Annotated in this window: 15 protein-coding genes; 6 read left to right on the forward strand and 9 right to left on the reverse strand. The window is 65.2% G+C overall.

All coding sequences use genetic code 11. The features are described from left to right. Positions 1–25: 25 nt before the first annotated feature. From WKW80_RS07330 to sucC, 4 genes are all read right to left on the reverse strand, one after another. Entirely contained in the window at positions 26–835 is an 810-nt protein-coding gene (locus tag WKW80_RS07330) for a Stp1/IreP family PP2C-type Ser/Thr phosphatase (protein ID WP_340362898.1), read from the reverse strand. 18 nt (positions 836–853) lie between these two features. Further along, entirely contained in the window at positions 854–1,534 is a 681-nt protein-coding gene (locus WKW80_RS07335; RefSeq protein WP_340362899.1) for a TerC family protein, read from the reverse strand. Between the two features lie 105 nt (positions 1,535–1,639). Beyond that, entirely contained in the window at positions 1,640–2,533 is an 894-nt protein-coding gene (gene sucD / locus WKW80_RS07340) for a succinate--CoA ligase subunit alpha (RefSeq protein WP_340362900.1), read from the reverse strand. Positions 2,534–2,545: 12 nt separating this feature from the next. Further along, on the reverse strand, positions 2,546–3,715 hold the full coding sequence (gene sucC, locus WKW80_RS07345; protein WP_340362901.1) for an ADP-forming succinate--CoA ligase subunit beta: 1,170 nt from the start codon (positions 3,713–3,715) through the stop codon (positions 2,546–2,548). Between the two features lie 187 nt (positions 3,716–3,902). Between sucC and argC the strand changes: the two genes are divergently transcribed. After that, entirely contained in the window at positions 3,903–4,826 is a 924-nt protein-coding gene (gene argC / locus WKW80_RS07350) for an N-acetyl-gamma-glutamyl-phosphate reductase (RefSeq protein WP_340362902.1), read from the forward strand. Between the two features lie 115 nt (positions 4,827–4,941). After that, positions 4,942–5,385, forward strand: a complete 444-nt coding sequence (gene yiaA / locus WKW80_RS07355) for an inner membrane protein YiaA (RefSeq protein ID WP_340362903.1) — start codon at positions 4,942–4,944, stop codon at positions 5,383–5,385. Between the two features lie 123 nt (positions 5,386–5,508). Here the strand turns inward: yiaA and recX are convergent, their stop codons facing one another. Together recX and recA are read right to left on the reverse strand one after the other, a co-directional pair. Next, the gene (gene recX / locus WKW80_RS07360; protein ID WP_340362904.1) at positions 5,509–5,961 is read right to left on the reverse strand and encodes a recombination regulator RecX; all 453 of its coding nucleotides are present in this window, start codon (positions 5,959–5,961) and stop codon (positions 5,509–5,511) included. Between the two features lie 15 nt (positions 5,962–5,976). Next, positions 5,977–7,119, reverse strand: a complete 1,143-nt coding sequence (gene recA, locus WKW80_RS07365) for a recombinase RecA (protein ID WP_340362905.1) — start codon at positions 7,117–7,119, stop codon at positions 5,977–5,979. Between the two features lie 143 nt (positions 7,120–7,262). Between recA and WKW80_RS07370 the strand changes: the two genes are divergently transcribed. The 3 genes from WKW80_RS07370 (at position 7,263) to WKW80_RS07380 (ending at position 10,077) form a co-directional block, all read left to right on the forward strand. Continuing rightward, positions 7,263–7,736: a MarR family winged helix-turn-helix transcriptional regulator gene (locus WKW80_RS07370; RefSeq protein ID WP_340362906.1), complete on the forward strand. Its 474-nt coding sequence runs from the start codon at positions 7,263–7,265 to the stop codon at positions 7,734–7,736. A gap of 30 nt (positions 7,737–7,766) precedes the next feature. Next, positions 7,767–8,441 (forward strand): response regulator, encoded by a 675-nt coding sequence (locus WKW80_RS07375; RefSeq protein WP_340362907.1) that lies wholly within the window; start codon positions 7,767–7,769, stop codon positions 8,439–8,441. A 202-nt stretch (positions 8,442–8,643) separates the two neighbouring features. Then, positions 8,644–10,077, forward strand: coding sequence for a sensor histidine kinase (locus WKW80_RS07380; protein WP_340362908.1), 1,434 nt, complete (start codon positions 8,644–8,646; stop codon positions 10,075–10,077). 132 nt (positions 10,078–10,209) lie between these two features. On the opposite strand, the gene WKW80_RS07385 is transcribed toward WKW80_RS07380, so the two are convergent. The 3 genes from WKW80_RS07385 to WKW80_RS07395 are packed head-to-tail and all read right to left on the reverse strand — an operon-like array spanning position 10,210 to position 11,992. Beyond that, positions 10,210–10,455, reverse strand: coding sequence for a sporulation protein (locus WKW80_RS07385; protein ID WP_340362909.1), 246 nt, complete (start codon positions 10,453–10,455; stop codon positions 10,210–10,212). Beyond that, positions 10,452–11,258, reverse strand: coding sequence for a biotin--[acetyl-CoA-carboxylase] ligase (locus tag WKW80_RS07390; RefSeq protein WP_340362910.1), 807 nt, complete (start codon positions 11,256–11,258; stop codon positions 10,452–10,454). The genes WKW80_RS07385 and WKW80_RS07390 overlap by 4 nt, the downstream gene beginning before the upstream one ends. Beyond that, complete coding sequence (locus tag WKW80_RS07395) at positions 11,255–11,992, reverse strand: SET domain-containing protein (RefSeq protein WP_340362911.1); 738 nt, start codon at positions 11,990–11,992, stop codon at positions 11,255–11,257. The genes WKW80_RS07390 and WKW80_RS07395 overlap by 4 nt, the downstream gene beginning before the upstream one ends. 89 nt (positions 11,993–12,081) lie before the next feature. Between WKW80_RS07395 and WKW80_RS07400 the strand changes: the two genes are divergently transcribed. After that, a complete protein-coding gene (locus WKW80_RS07400; protein WP_340362912.1) occupies positions 12,082–15,033 on the forward strand; it encodes a DNA topoisomerase III in 2,952 nt (983 codons plus the stop codon). The last annotated feature ends 96 nt before the right edge of the window (positions 15,034–15,129 follow it).

The following is a 15,129-nucleotide window of genomic DNA, read 5'->3' on the forward strand; positions in this document are numbered from 1 at the left end:
ATCAACCGTCCTTCCGAGGCACCTTTCATGCGGTGGCATCGGGTGCGGAATTGTTGCCCGCGCGAGCAAGAACAACCGATATGTTGTCCCGGCCGCCATTCTCGTTTGCAATTGCAACTAAAAGGGTTGCTTTTTCTGACAGTCCGATATCTTGTAACAAAACCGTGAAAAGCTGCCTTTCGAGAACCATTTCACTCAAACCGTCCGAACATAACAGGTACAAGTCACCAGGGCGAACGCTGTGTTCGTGCATTTCGAGATCGACGTGGCGCTCGATGCCCAGTGCGCGAGTCACAAGGTTGCGATGCGGCGACTGCGCGGCCTGCTCCACCGTGATGGCGCCTGCGTCGATTTGCTCTTGCAGCAGGGAGTGATCCCGCGTCAGCTGCTCGAGCTTGTCAGCCCTCAATCTGTAACAACGCGAGTCGCCGATGTGGCCGACGATGACTCGGTGTGGACCGAACGCGGCCACGACGAGGGTTGTTCCCATGCCCTGGAGTTGCATATTTGCAACGCCCGCTTCCAGGATCGCATCGTTGGCTTCGTCGACGCCGGCTTGCAGCGCACGCCGGACGGCGCGTCCATGCGCCCGTGGCCCCGCGTGAGCCAACCAGCGCCCGAAGCTCGCCTGCAGCAGCGCGATGGCCATTCCGCTGGCGACCTCGCCGCCGTTGTAGCCGCCCATGCCATCCGCCAGGATTGCGAGACCCAGCGCGGGGTCGAATGCGATGGCGTCTTCATTGTTCGCTCGCACCCGCCCGGAATCCGTCAGCGCCGCGAAATCCCAGGGCAAGGACGCGGCCCCGGGAGAATATGCGACGCCTGAAATTGGCATGGACGGGTCTTTGCTCTTTCAATGCGCCGCGTGGGCGCGCTTTTGCAGGATACGGCCGAGCACCACGACAATCGCCGCGCCCGCCGCCGCCGCAGCGTAATGCAACCACGGATTACCCGCCAGCGCGCCATGCAGCGAGACGTCTTGCACGATCGTTTCGCCACCAACCCAGCCGATCAATGCGGCACCCAGCATCACGATGATCGGGAAGCGCTCCATCAACTTGATCATCAGCGTGCTGCCGAAGATCACCAGCGGGATGCTGATGGCCAGGCCCAGGACCAGCAGAACCATGCTGCCGTTGGCAGCCGCCGCAACGGCGATGACGTTGTCGAGGCTCATCACCAGGTCGGCAATGAGGATGGTACGCACCGCGGCAGCCAGCGTTCCGTATTCCTTGCCCTGGCCTTCGTCTTCCTCGTCGTCACTGAGCAGCTGCACCCCGATCCACAGCAGCAGCAAACCCCCCACGATTTGCAGATAAGGCAGCGCCAGCAATTTGGCGGCGACGATGGTGAGCACGATCCGGAGCACCACGGCCGCGCCTGAACCGAACATCACGGCCTTTTGCTGCTGATGCGGGGGCAGCGACCGCGCCGCGAGCGCGATCACCACCGCGTTGTCGCCGGAAAGGATGATATTGATCCAGACGATCTTCAACAGTCCCAACCAGAAATCAGCTGTTTGCAGCATTTCCATCCAGAGTCTCCAGGGCTCTTATTCCATCGTTTAAAAAAAGCGCCGGCAACCAGGGTTGCGGGCGCTTTTTTGCAGGTGCAAGAGCTTCGCTCGCCCGACGCGGACTTACAGCCGCGACTTGAGAAGTTTGCCCAATTCCGAAAAATTGCGCGTTACGGTGAACCCGCACTCTTCCATGATCGCCAGCTTGGCTTCGGCCGTGTCGGCGCCGCCCGAGATCAGCGCGCCGGCGTGGCCCATGCGCTTGCCCGGAGGCGCGGTGACGCCGGCGATGAAGCCGACGACCGGCTTCGTCATGTTGTCTTTGCACCAGCGTGCGGCGTCGGCTTCATCGGGACCGCCGATTTCGCCGATCATGATCACGGCGTCGGTGTCGGGATCGTCGTTGAAGGCCTGCATCACGTCGATGTGCTTCAGGCCGTTGATGGGGTCGCCGCCGATGCCGACCGCGCTGGACTGGCCCAGGCCGATTTCGGTGAGTTGCGCCACGGCTTCATAGGTCAGCGTACCCGAGCGCGAGACCACGCCGATGCGGCCCTTGCGGTGGATGTGGCCGGGCATGATGCCGATCTTGATTTCGTCGGGCGTGATCAGGCCGGGGCAGTTCGGGCCGAGCAGCAGCGTCTTCTTGCCGCCGGCGGCTTCCTTGGCCTTCATCTTGTTGCGCACTTCGAGCATGTCCCGCACGGGGATGCCTTCGGTGATGCAGATCGCCAGGTCCAGGTCGGCTTCGACGGCTTCCCAGATGGCGGCGGCAGCGCCCGGAGGCGGCACGTAGATCACCGACACGGTGGCGCCGGTCTGCTTGGCGGCTTCCTTGACCGAGCCGAAGATCGGGATGTTGAAGATCGATTCGCCGGCCTTCTTGGGGTTCACGCCCGCGACGAAGCAGTTCTTGCCGTTCGCGTATTCCTGGCACTTCTCGGTGTGGAACTGGCCGGTCTTGCCGGTGATGCCCTGGGTGATGACTTTGGTGTCTTTGTTGATGTAGATCGACATGACTTGATTTCCTTAGGCCTTGGCTTTGATTGCTGCCACGACCTTCTGGGCCGCTTCCGCCATGGTGTCGGCGCTGATGATCGGCAGGCCGGAATCGGCCAGCAGCTTCTTGCCCTCGACCTCGTTGGTGCCCTTCATGCGCACCACCAGCGGCACCTGCAGGTTGACGGCCTTGCAGGCTGCGATCACGCCGGTGGCGATGGTGTCGCACTTCATGATGCCGCCGAAGATGTTCACGAGGATCGCTTCCACGTTCTTGTTCTTCAGCATGATCTTGAAGGCTTCGGTGACCTTCTCGGGGGTGGCGCCGCCGCCCACGTCGAGGAAGTTGGCCGGCTCGCCGCCGAACAGCTTGATGGTGTCCATCGTGGCCATGGCCAGGCCGGCGCCGTTCACCAGGCAGCCGATGTTGCCGTCGAGGCTGATGTAGGCCAGGTCGAACTTGCTGGCCTCGACTTCGGCCGCGTCTTCTTCGTCGAGGTCGCGCAGGGCGACGATCTCGGGGTGGCGGAACAGCGCGTTGCTGTCGAAGTTGAACTTGGCGTCCAGGGCGATGATGTTGCCCTTGCTGTCACGGTTGAGCGGATTGATCTCGACCAGCGAGGCGTCCGTCTCCATGTAGCAGGTGTAGAGCTTCTTGAAGATGTCCACGGCCTGCGCGGTGGAGCCGGCCGGGATGCCGATGCCGTCGGCGATTTCCTTGGCTTGCGCGTCGGTCAGGCCGGTCTTCGGGTCGGCCATCACGGTGATGATCTTCTCGGGCGTGTCGTGCGCGACGGCCTCGATGTCCATGCCGCCTTCGCTGGAGGCGATGAACGCGACCTTCTGGGTCGCACGGTCGGTCACGGCCGACACGTAGTATTCCTTCTGGATGTCCGCGCCGTCCTCGATGTAGAGGCGGCGGACCTTCTGGCCTTCCGGGCCGGTCTGGTGCGTGACGAGCTGCATGCCGAGGATCTCACCGGCCAGGCGCTTGACGTCGTCGATGCTCTTCGCGACCTTGACACCGCCGCCCTTGCCGCGGCCGCCCGCGTGGATCTGTGCCTTGACCACCCACACCGGGCCGCCGAGTTTCTGGGCGGCCTCGACCGCCTCCTGCACCGTGTACGCCGGGATGCCGCGCGGCACCGGCACACCAAACTTGGCAAGGATTTCCTTGCCCTGGTATTCGTGAATCTTCATGAGGATTTCTCTCGGAAGAGGAGTTGGGACGGGGATGGAAGGCTGTTGTCCGAGGGCCACGGCGCCCCGATGTGATGACCAAAGGACAGGGCCGGCGAACAACCGGGGAATGTATCATGGTGCGTTGCACCAACCGCAGGCATTTGCTTGTGGTCAATACGTAGTTTCTACAGCCCAGAATATCTATATGGCCAAGGTCTTCATCGACGGCGAAGCCGGCACCACCGGCCTGCAAATCCGCGAACGTCTCGCCAGGATGCCCGCCGTCGAGGTGGTCAGCATTGCGCCCGAGCTGCGCAAGGACGTGAACGCCAAGCGCGAGCTGGTGGCCGGTGTCGACCTGGTGGTGCTGTGCCTGCATGACGACGCGGCCATCGAATCGGTGGCGCTCATCGACCAGCTGACCGGCAAGAAGCCCAAGATCATCGATGCGTCGACGGCGCACCGCGTCAATCCGGCCTGGACGTTTGGCTTCCCCGAGTTGGTGGCCGGCCACTGGGAAGCGGTGGCCAAGGCCGATCGCGTGGCCAATCCCGGCTGCTACGCGACTGGCGCCATCGCCATGGTGCGCCCCCTGATCGACGCGGGATTGCTCCCCGCCGACCAGCCGATCGCGCTGCCCTCGGTCAGCGGCTATTCGGGCGGCGGCCGGACCATGATCGAGGCGTACGAAAAGGGCGAGGCACCGCTGTTCGAGACCTACGCGCTCGGCCTCAAGCACAAGCACATTCCCGAGATCATGAAGTACACCGGCCTCAAGCACCGGCCTGTGTTCATCCCGTCGGTGGGCAACTTCAGGCAGGGGATGCTCGTTCAGTTGCCGCTGCACCTCGACGAGTTGCCCGGCAAGCCGAAGGCGAGCGACCTGCATGACGCGCTGGCTTCGCACTACGCCAGGAGCAACACGCCGGCCAAGTACGTGAAAGTGCTGCCACCGACCGATGGGGGCAAGATCGACCCGCTCGCACTCAACGACACCAACGAACTCGAGATTCGCGTGTTCCCGAACGAAGACCACCGCCATGCGGTCGTCATCGCCCGGCTCGACAACCTCGGCAAAGGCGCCAGCGGCGCCGCGGTGCAGAACCTGCAGTTGATGCTGGGGCTTTGAACCCCGCTTCGCTATCTATTTGATAGCGGCTTACGCAGGCAGGACGCGACTTTTGCCATTTCGGGCCTTGTAGTGTCGCTATCATGCGGCGATCAAGATAATGAGGAGTGCTCACATGGTCGCCGCGAAATTCCAGAAACCGACCGGCGCGTTCGTCGCTGCGTCCTGGGCCGCACTGTTCATCGGTGCGATCGTTTTTCTGATCGGGTTGTGGAACGCATCCATGCAGCTCAACGAGAAGGGCTACTACTTCACCATCCTGATGTATGGCCTGTTCTCCGCGGTCTCCCTGCAGAAGTCGGTGCGCGACCGGCTGGAGGGCATTCCCGTCACCAACATCTACTACAGCCTGTGCTGGGTTTCGCTGCTGATGTCGGTGGCGCTGTTGGGTGTCGGCCTCTTCAACGCCACGTTGGCGGCAAGTGAGAAGGGCTTCTACGGCATGGCGTTCCTGCTCGCGCTGTTCGGTGCCGTGGCCGTGCAGAAGAACGTGCGCGACATCGCTTCGCACACCGCCAGCGCGCCGGCGGTGGAAGGCGAGACGACGGACGCAGCCTGAACCCGCGGGTCATCCGCTGCGGCGCCAAGCGCTGGGTAACCTCCGTGCTTCGCACTGCGGTGCGAGCGCCTTCGGGCGGCCGGGCGGCGCTGCGCACCTCCTCTGACTTGGGGCGCAGAGGCCTCAGTCGTTATCGGCGCTACTTTTCAGCGTTTTTGCGACCACGTCGGCCGAAAAGCCACGCGCCAGCAGAAACCGTGCTTGCCGGGTGCGCTCGGCGGCGTCCACGGGCAGGGTGCCGAATCGGCGGCGCCAGACTTCCAGGGCGCGAGGCAACTCGGTGTCGCGCAGGCTGGCCACTGCTTCGGCAATGGCTTCCGGCGCAATGCCCTTGTGGGCCAACTCCTGCTTGACCCGCGCGGCGCCGACGCGCGACGCACGCTGATTCAGCACGGACTGGACCACACGCGCCTCGCTGATGAAGTCTTTCGCAGCCAGTTCGTCGAGGGCGCGGCTCAGCGAGCCCGGCTCTACTTCGTGCCGCGAGAGCTTGCGTTCCAGCTCGGCGCGCGAATGCTCTCGTTGACTCAGCAGGCGCAGCGCACGGCCTTTGAGGGAAGGGGCTGCAAATGCCATCGGCTGGTTCGACGCTTACTTTTCCGCCTTGTCGGCCTTGTCGGCCTTGTCAGCCTTGTCAGCCTTCGGGGGCTTTGCCGCTGGCGCCTCGGCTGCGCCCGCCTCGGCCATGCCCGCATCGGCTGCCAGCAGCGGGATGCCCAGCGACTCGCGCACCTTGTTCTCGATCTCGCGTGACAGCTCGGGGTTCTCGCGCAGGAACTCGCGGGCGTTGTCGCGGCCCTGGCCGATCTTCTCGCCGTTGTAGGCATACCAGGCGCCGGACTTGTCGATGATCTTGGCGGTGACACCCATGTCGATGATCTCGCCCTCGCGGCTGATGCCTTCGCCGAACAGGATGTCGAACTCGGCCGTCTTGAACGGGGGCGAGACCTTGTTCTTGACCACCTTGACCTTGGTCTCGTTGCCGATGGCCTCGTCGCCCTTCTTGATGGTGCCGATGCGGCGGATGTCGAGGCGCACCGAGGCATAGAACTTGAGCGCGTTGCCGCCGGTGGTGGTTTCGGGCGAGCCGAACATCACGCCGATCTTCATGCGGATCTGGTTGATGAAGATGACCATGCAGTTGGTCTTCTTGATGGTGGCGGTGAGCTTGCGCAGCGCCTGGCTCATCAGGCGGGCCTGCAGGCCGGGCAGCGAGTCGCCCATTTCGCCTTCGATTTCGGCCTTGGGCGTGAGGGCGGCGACCGAGTCGATCACGATCAGGTCGACCGCGCCGGAGCGCACCAGCGAATCGACGATTTCGAGCGCCTGCTCGCCAGTGTCGGGCTGGCTGATGAGCAGGTCGGACAGGTTGACGCCGAGCTTCTGCGCGTATTGCACGTCGAGCGCGTGCTCGGCATCGACGAAGGCACAGGTGCCGGCCTGCTTCTGCATGGCGGCGATGACCTGCAGCGTGAGCGTGGTCTTGCCCGAGGATTCAGGGCCGTAGATTTCGATGACGCGCCCGCGCGGCAGGCCGCCGACGCCCAGCGCGATGTCGAGGCCGAGCGAGCCGGTGGAGACGACCTGGATGTCTTCGAGCACCTCGCCTTCGCCGAGCCGCATGATCGTGCCCTTGCCGAACTGCTTTTCGATCTGGGCCAGCGCGGCCTGCAGGGCCTTGGCCTTTTCGGTGTTGGCACCTGCGATGCTTGCGCCTTTGACGACTGCGTCCATTGGAAAACTCCTTGAATATCAACGGTTTGTGATTTGTTTTATCCACCTGTGTTGAACAACAGGCTGGATGCTTGAACAGTAGTGTACGGGACTGTATAAATGCGTAAAGCCATTTTTTAGTCAGTTTGCTTTACCATTTATAGATGACTCCGACCTCCGACGACGACTGGCGCCAGACCCACCTGGGGCGCCTGCTCGGCCACGCCATGCGCCGCTTCGACGAACGCGTGCTGGCGCTGATGGCGCAGGACGTCGAGGTGCCGCTTGCGTTGTCCAACCTGGCGGCGCGGCAGCAGGTCAGCGCGGCGCACATCCACATCACGCGCCACCTGGCCCGCGGCGGTTCGCGACTCACCGAATTGGCCGAGCGCGCGGGGATGACCAAGCAGGCGATGGGCATGCTGGTCGACCAATGCGAGGCATGGGGACTGGTCACACGCGAGCCGGACCCGCTCGACGCGCGGGCCCGGCGCGTGCTGTTCACAGCCGACGGGCTGGCCTGGCTGGAGGCCTTCCGGCGGGCTGTTGCGCAGGCCGAGGCCGAGTTCCGCGCCAGCGTGGGCAACGAGATCGCGACGGTGGTAACCATCGGTCTCGAGGCCTATGCCGCGGCCTAGAATTCGCCACGAATCCGCCAACGAGACCTCATGCGAATCCTGATTGCCGAAGATGACCAGGTACTGGCCGATGCGCTGCTGCGCAGCTTGCGCACTTCGGGGGCGGCAGTCGACCACGTGGCCACCGGCTCGCAGGCCGACGCGGCGCTGATGACCAACAGCGAGTTCGACCTGCTCATCCTCGACCTCGGCCTGCCCAACCTGCATGGACTCGAAATCCTCAAGCGCCTGCGTGCGCGCGGGTCGACGCTGCCGGTGCTGGTGCTGACGGCGGCCGACAGCGTGGAAGAGCGCGTGCGCGGCCTCGACCACGGCGCCGACGACTACATGGCCAAGCCGTTCTCGCTGCAGGAACTGGAGGCGCGCGTCAGGGCGTTGACGCGGCGCGGCATGGGCGCCACCAGCAATGCCATCCGGCACGGCCCGCTGGTGTACGACCAGGCGGGCCGGGTGGCAACGATCGACGGCAAGATGATCGAGCTGTCGGCGCGCGAACTCGGCCTGCTCGAAGTGCTGCTGCAGCGCGTCGGCCGCCTGGTCAGCAAGGACCAGCTGGTCGAGCGGCTGTGCGAATGGGGCGAGGAAGTGAGCCTCAACGCCATCGAGGTCTATATCCACCGCCTGCGCAAGAAGATCGAAAAGGGCCCGATCCGCATTGCGACGGTGCGGGGGCTGGGCTACTGCCTCGAGAAGATCCCGGCGTAAGCCAGGCCGGCGCGCAGCGTCTACTTCGGCTTGTCCAGGATCAGCATCACGACTCGCTGCCGTGTCTTGAGATTGATGACCAGCGCGCGGGCTTGATCCGATCGACAACCTGCAACGGCAGCGCAGCAAGAATTTCCCTTGGGCCTGCCCTCGAGATGCCCCGAACGACAACAATCCGTTCCCCTTCTGAGGAAACCGCCACTTGAGACTTTTTCAACGCGGCCAGCGATCACTGTTCGGCGAGATCCTGGACTGGATGCTGACGCCGCTACTGCTGCTGGTGCCGGTCAGTATCGGCGTCACCTGGCTGGTGGCACAGGGCATCGCCAACCGACCGTTCGACCGCGCGCTCGAATACAACGTGCAGACGCTGGGCGCCCTGGTGACGGTGCAGGACAAGCAGGTGCAGTTCTACCTGCCGCAGCCCTCCCGCGACATCCTGCGCGCCGACGACACTGATCGCGTCTACTACCAGGTGCGCAGCGCCGAAGGTGAGCTGCTCGGCGGCGACAGCGACCTGCCGCTGCCGCCGGAGGACGAGACCCCGTCGGACGAGCACGTGTGGCTGCGCGACGAGCGCATGCGCGACGATCCGGTGCGCGTGGCCTACACCTGGGTCCAGCCGCCGCTGCCCGGCTCCGGGCTGGTACTGGTGCAGGTGGCCGAGACGCGCCGCAAGCAGGAGGTGCTGGCCACCGAGATCATCAAGGGCGTGCTGCTGCCGCAGTTCGCGATCCTGCCGCTGGCGATCCTGCTGATCTGGCTGGCGCTGGTGCGCGGCATCAAGCCGTTGTCGGAGCTGGAAGACCGCATCCGTGAGCGCAAGATCGACGACCTGAGCCCGCTCGACGAGACCTCGGTGCCGGTCGAGGTGGCGCCGCTGGTGATGTCGGTGAACGGCCTGCTGACCCGCCTGAAGGAATCGATCGCGGTGCAGCGGCGCTTCCTGGCCGACGCAGCGCATCAGCTCAAGACGCCGCTCGCCGGCCTGCGCATGCAGGCCGACCTGGCGCAGCGCGAAGGTGCGAGCGCCGATGACCTGAAGCAGTCGCTCAAGCAGATCGGCCGCTCCAGCATCCGCGCCACGCACACGGTGAACCAACTGCTGGCGCTAGCACGTGCCGAAGGCGGCGGCGGCGCGATTTCGCGGCAGAGCTGCGACCTGGCTCGGCTCACCATCGAGGTGGTGCGCGAGGCCGTGCCCCGCGCGATCGAGCGGCGCATCGACCTGGGCTACGACGGCGCCGATCCCGGCACGCCGGGCGTGATGCTGGAGGGCAACGCGACGCTGCTGAAGGAACTGGTGCGCAACCTGATCGACAACGCGCTGAACTACACCCCCTCCTCGATCGAGCGCCCCGGCGTGGTCACGGTGCGCGTGCTGGCGGATCCGTTCGGACGGGTGGCGATGCTGCAGGTGGAGGACTCGGGGCCCGGCATTCCATTGCACGAGCGCACGCTGGTGTTCGAACCGTTCTACCGCGTGCTGGGCAACGAAGTCGACGGTTCCGGGCTGGGCCTGCCGATCGTGATGGAGATCGCGCGCCAGCATCAGGCCAAGGTAGAGCTCGACGACGCGCGGCCGGGCCGTCAGCCACCTGGGGCGCTGTTCAGCGTGCGCTTCAAGACCGGCTGACGGCTGACGGCTGACGGCTGACGGCGGGTCGGTGGATCGGCGGGTCGGTGGATCGGTGGATCGGTGGATCGGTGGATCGGTGGATCGGTGGATCGGTGGATCGGCGAGTCAGCGAGTCAGCGAGTCAGCGAGTCAGCGAGTTTCGGCCTCGGCGGCAGCCGCGGACGGGTCGGGCGGCGGTGCCGATACACGCGCGGCGGGCGGCTCCTTGAGGATTTGGAGGGCGTCTGGGCGGATTTGCTGCGCAATCCGATGCGGCTCGCGCTCCGAGATCGCGGCTGGCACGGTGCCGAACACCGCCAGCGCGCCTTTGGTCCAAGCAAAGTAACCGAGGTTGGCCACCACAAGCATGGCCAGAAGCACGCGCAGCGTTTTCATTGCGCCGCGCCGGCCGGCCGCACGCTGACTTCGGAGCTGGTGACCGACTGCAGGCCGTCGGCGGTGCGCACCCGCAACTCGCCGCCGGCGCCGACGCCCTCGCAGAGCCCGGCGGTACCGTCGCTCAGGCGCACCTCACGTCCGCGCAATGCATCGCGCCGGGCGAAGCCTTCAGCGAAGGGCTCGAAGCCGTAGGCAGCGAACGCGAGCACGCTGCGCAACAGCGGCGCCGAAATGTCGGCGAGCACTTGCGGCGCGTTGGCACCCGCGTGCCATTCGCGCAGCCAGGCCGGCGCGATGGTGAGCCCTTCGGCGGGCCGCGGGCCGATGTTCAGGCCGATGCCGATGACGAGGTAGCGCTGCGCCTGCGCCGACTGCGCCATCGCTGTTTCGATGAGGATGCCGCCGAGCTTGCGGTCTTGCGCCGTCCAGAGGTCGTTCGGCCACTTGAGGCGCACCTGCGTACCGCCCGGGTCGATGCTGTCGGCCACGCTGACGCCGACAGCGAGCGACAGGCCCGACCAGTCGCCCGGCGCCAGCGGCATGCCCATGGAAAAGGTCAGCGATTCGTCTACCACCGCATGGCCGGCGCCGGTAGCGCTCTGCCAGGGGCGCCCCAGACGGCCGCGGCCGGCGGTCTGGCGCTCGGCCACCAGCAGCACCGGCGCCGCCTGGCCGGCACGCGCACGGCGCATGAGCTCGGTGTTGCTCGAATCGATCTCGGGCACGACCTCGACCGCAAAGCCCGGCACCAGCGCGCCCAGCGCGGCGCCCAGTTCGGCGGTCGGCCAGCGATTCGTCACGCCTTGCCAGCCTTCGCGGCCTTCCCGGCCTTTTCTTTTTTCGCCTTCCTGGCCTGCTTCCCGGTCTTCTGCGACTTCACCGCCTTCTCCGACCTTGCTGCCTTCCCCGACCTTTCGGACTTGGCGGCTTTCCCGGCCTTTCCGGCCTTGGCGGCCTTGGCGGCCTTGGCGGCCTTGGCGGACTTGGCGGACTTGGCAGACTTGCCGGCCTTCTCAGCCTTCTTTTTCTTATTCTTGACGGGTTTCGCCTTCGCGCCCTCGTCATCGTCCTTGGGCGACAGCAGCGTGCCGCGGCAGGTCTCGGCGCCGCACCAGCACGGGAATTCGGCAAGCAGTTCGGGCGTGTATTCCTCGTCGATGATCAGGCCGTAGTCGTAGTTGAGTTCTTCGCCGGCAGCGATGTTGCGCAGCGCCTTGATGAAGACCCGGCCGTCCTGCTCGTCGGCTTCGCAGTTCGGGTCGCAGGAGTGGTTTATCCACTTGGAGGCATTGCCGTTGACCTTGCCGTCGATGACATGCTTGTCGTCGATGTGGAAGTAGAAAGTATGGTTGGGGTCCGACGGGTCGTGCGGATGGCGGCGCAGGGCCTCCTTCCAGCTGATCACTTCGCCCTTGTATTCAATGAGAGTTTCGCCCTCGGCGATATCCTGCACGGCAAAAACGCCGTTGCCGTGGACACCGGAGCGGCGCGTCTGGATGCGGCGGCCTGAAGTCGAAGGGGATTTGGAGGGCATCGCCGAAGTCTGTTAGTTTGAATATGCACACGTATGCGCGTGCGCGCGTACGCACGCGAGAAGCGGCAGATTGTAGATAGAGAGAAAAGATGACCAAGACTCTGGTGATTGCAGAAAAACCGTCGGTGGCGCAGGACATCGTCCGCGCGCTCACGCCCACGGCCGGCAAGTTCGAGAAGCACGAGGAGCATTTCGAGAACGAGCACTACGTCGTGACCAGCGCCGTCGGGCATCTCGTCGAGATCCAGGCGCCGGAGGAATTCGACGTGAAGCGCGGCAAGTGGAGCTTTGCCAACCTGCCGGTGATCCCGCCGCACTTCGACCTGAAACCGGTCGACAAGACGAAGACCCGCCTGAACGCCGTCGTCAGGCAGGCCAAGCGCAAGGACGTGACGCAGCTCATCAACGCCTGCGACGCGGGGCGCGAGGGCGAGCTGATCTTCAGGCTGATCGAGCAGTACGCGGGCGGAAAGTCGGCGCTGGGCAAGCCGGTCCGGCGCCTGTGGCTGCAGTCGATGACGCCGCAGGCCATCCGCGACGGTTTCGAGACGCTGCGCACCGACAAGCAGATGCAGGGCCTGGCCGACGCCGCGCGTTCGCGCTCCGAAGCCGACTGGCTGGTCGGCATCAACGGCACGCGCGCGATGACGGCGTTCAACTCGCGCGATGGCGGCTTCTTCCTCACGACCGTGGGCCGCGTGCAGACGCCGACGCTGTCGGTGGTGGTCGAGCGCGAGGAGCAGATCCGCAAGTTCGTGTCGCGCGATTACTGGGAAATCCACGCCAGCTTCGCGGCCGAGGCCGGCGTGTACCCGGGCAAGTGGTTCGATGCCAACTGGAAGAAGGCCAACGCGCCGTTGCTGCCCAATGGCGAGCCCGACGCCGAGCAGCGCGCCGACCGTGTCTGGAACGAACGCGAGGCGCTCGAGATCGCCGACGCCGCGCGTGGCCAGCCCGCCACCGTCACCGAGGAAAGCAAGCCCACCACGCAGGCCTCGCCGATGCTGTTCGACCTGACCTCGCTGCAGCGCGAGGCCAACGGCCGCTTCGGCTACAGCGCCAAGACCACGTTGGCGCTGGCGCAGAGCCTCTACGAGCGCCACAAGGCGCTGACCTATCCGCGGACCGATTCCCGCGCCCTGCCCGAGGACTACCTGCCGGTGGTGAAGAACACCATGGCGATGATCGCCAACAGCGGCATGAAGCACCTCGCGCCGTTTGCGAAGCAGGCGGTCGACGGCAACTACGTCAAGCCGAACAAGCGCATCTTCGACAACGCCAAGGTGTCGGACCACTTCGCGATCATCCCGACGCTGCAGGCACCAAGCGGCCTGAGCGATGCCGAGCAGAAGCTGTACGACTTCGTGGTGCGGCGCTTCATGTCGGTGTTCTTCCCGAGCGCCGAATACCAGGTCACCACGCGCATCAGCACGGTCGAGCGCAACGGCAGGAAGTACCCGTTCCGCAGCGACGGCAAGGTGCTCGTCAAGCCGGGGTGGCTGGCGATCTGGGGCAAGGAAGCCGTCACCGAGGACGACGAGAAGGACGGCAAGAACCTCGTGCCGGTGAAGCCCGGCGAGATCGTCAAGACCGAGTCGGCCGACATGAAGGGCCTGAAGACACGCCCGCCGGCACGCTATTCCGAAGCCACGCTGCTCGGCGCGATGGAAGGCGCCGGCAAGCTGATCGACGACGACGAACTGCGCGAGGCGATGCAGGAGAAGGGCCTCGGCACGCCGGCCACGCGCGCTGCGACCATCGAAGGCCTGATCGCCGAGAAATACATGCTGCGCGAAGGCCGCGAGCTGATCCCGACCGCCAAGGCCTTCCAGCTCATGACGCTCTTGCGCGGCCTTGGCGTGGAGGAACTCTCGCGCGCCGAACTCACCGGCGAATGGGAATACAAGCTCGCGCAGATGGAGCACGGCAAGCTCAGCCGCGACGCCTTCATGCGCGAGATCGCCGAAATGACGGAGCACATCGTCAAGAAGGCAAAGGAATACGACCGCGACACGGTGCCGGGCGACTACGCCACGCTGCAGACGCCCTGCCCCAACTGCGGCGGCGTGGTGAAGGAAAACTACCGGCGCTATGCCTGCACCGGCAAGAGCGGCACGGGCGACGATGCCTGCGGCTTCTCATTCGGCAAGTCGCCGGCGGGCCGCACCTTCGAGGTGGCCGAGGCCGAGGCGCTGCTGCGCGACAAGCACATCGGCCCGCTGGAAGGCTTCCGCTCGAAGGCGGGCTGGCCGTTCACGGCCGAGATCCTCATCAAGCACGACGAAGAGGCGAACAACTGGAAGCTGGAGTTCGACTTCGGCGAAGACAAGAACGCCGAGACCGGCGAGATCGTCGACTTCACCGGCCAGACCTCGCTGGGCGCCTGCCCGATCTGCGCCTCGCGCGTGTTCGAGTCGGGTGCCAACTACGTCTGCGAGAAGTCCGTGCCGACCCTCGAGCAGCCGACGCCGAGCTGCACCTTCAAGACCGGCAAGGTGATCCTGCAGCAGCCGGTAGACCGCGATCAGCTCGAGAAGCTGCTGGCCACCGGAAAGACCGACCTGCTCGACAAGTTCGTCTCGATGCGCACGCGCCGGGCATTCAAGGCCTTCCTGGCATGGAACAAGGACGAGGGCAAGGTGACCTTCGAGTTCGAGCCGCGTGCCAGCAAGTTCCCGCCGCGCAAGACCTTCGGCAAGGCGGCGCCTGCGAAGACCGCTAGCGCAAAGGCGGCCACGGTGAAGGCCGCACCCGCGAAGAAGGCCGCGGCCAAGAAAGCCGCAGCGCCCAAGGAACCGCGCAAGACCAGCGCCGGCCTGAAGCCCAGCAACGAACTGGCCGCGGTGATCGGCGCCGAACCGGTGGCGCGCACCGAGGTCATCAAGAAGCTGTGGGACTACATCAAGGCCAACGGCCTGCAGGACGCGGCCAACAAGCGCGCGATCAATGCCGACGCGAAGCTGAAGCCGGTGTTCGGCAAGGACCAGGTGACGATGTTCGAGCTGGCCGGCATCGTCGGCAAGCACCTGTCGGCCGATTGATCCGCCACGCGACACCACACCACACCACACCACACCACACCACGCCACACCAAGATAAGCGGGCCCCGGTCGCGATGACCGGGGCCCGCTTGACTT

It is taken from the genome of Variovorax humicola (assembly GCF_037889915.1).
GTDB lineage: Bacteria > Pseudomonadota > Gammaproteobacteria > Burkholderiales > Burkholderiaceae_C > Variovorax > Variovorax humicola.

Bases quoted from the DNA above. Each gene is read 5' to 3' on its own strand.
- WKW80_RS07330 (WP_340362898.1), bottom strand. From the start codon at position 835: ATGCCAATTTCAGGCGTCGCATATTCTCCCGGGGCCGCGTCCTTGCCC.
- WKW80_RS07335 (WP_340362899.1), bottom strand. From the start codon at position 1,534: ATGGAAATGCTGCAAACAGCTGATTTCTGGTTGGGACTGTTGAAGATC.
- sucD (WP_340362900.1), bottom strand. From the start codon at position 2,533: ATGTCGATCTACATCAACAAAGACACCAAAGTCATCACCCAGGGCATC.
- sucC (WP_340362901.1), bottom strand. From the start codon at position 3,715: ATGAAGATTCACGAATACCAGGGCAAGGAAATCCTTGCCAAGTTTGGT.
- argC (WP_340362902.1), top strand. From the start codon at position 3,903: ATGGCCAAGGTCTTCATCGACGGCGAAGCCGGCACCACCGGCCTGCAA.
- yiaA (WP_340362903.1), top strand. From the start codon at position 4,942: ATGGTCGCCGCGAAATTCCAGAAACCGACCGGCGCGTTCGTCGCTGCG.
- recX (WP_340362904.1), bottom strand. From the start codon at position 5,961: ATGGCATTTGCAGCCCCTTCCCTCAAAGGCCGTGCGCTGCGCCTGCTG.
- recA (WP_340362905.1), bottom strand. From the start codon at position 7,119: ATGGACGCAGTCGTCAAAGGCGCAAGCATCGCAGGTGCCAACACCGAA.
- WKW80_RS07370 (WP_340362906.1), top strand. From the start codon at position 7,263: ATGACTCCGACCTCCGACGACGACTGGCGCCAGACCCACCTGGGGCGC.
- WKW80_RS07375 (WP_340362907.1), top strand. From the start codon at position 7,767: ATGCGAATCCTGATTGCCGAAGATGACCAGGTACTGGCCGATGCGCTG.
- WKW80_RS07385 (WP_340362909.1), bottom strand. From the start codon at position 10,455: ATGAAAACGCTGCGCGTGCTTCTGGCCATGCTTGTGGTGGCCAACCTC.
- WKW80_RS07395 (WP_340362911.1), bottom strand. From the start codon at position 11,992: ATGCCCTCCAAATCCCCTTCGACTTCAGGCCGCCGCATCCAGACGCGC.
- WKW80_RS07400 (WP_340362912.1), top strand. From the start codon at position 12,082: ATGACCAAGACTCTGGTGATTGCAGAAAAACCGTCGGTGGCGCAGGAC.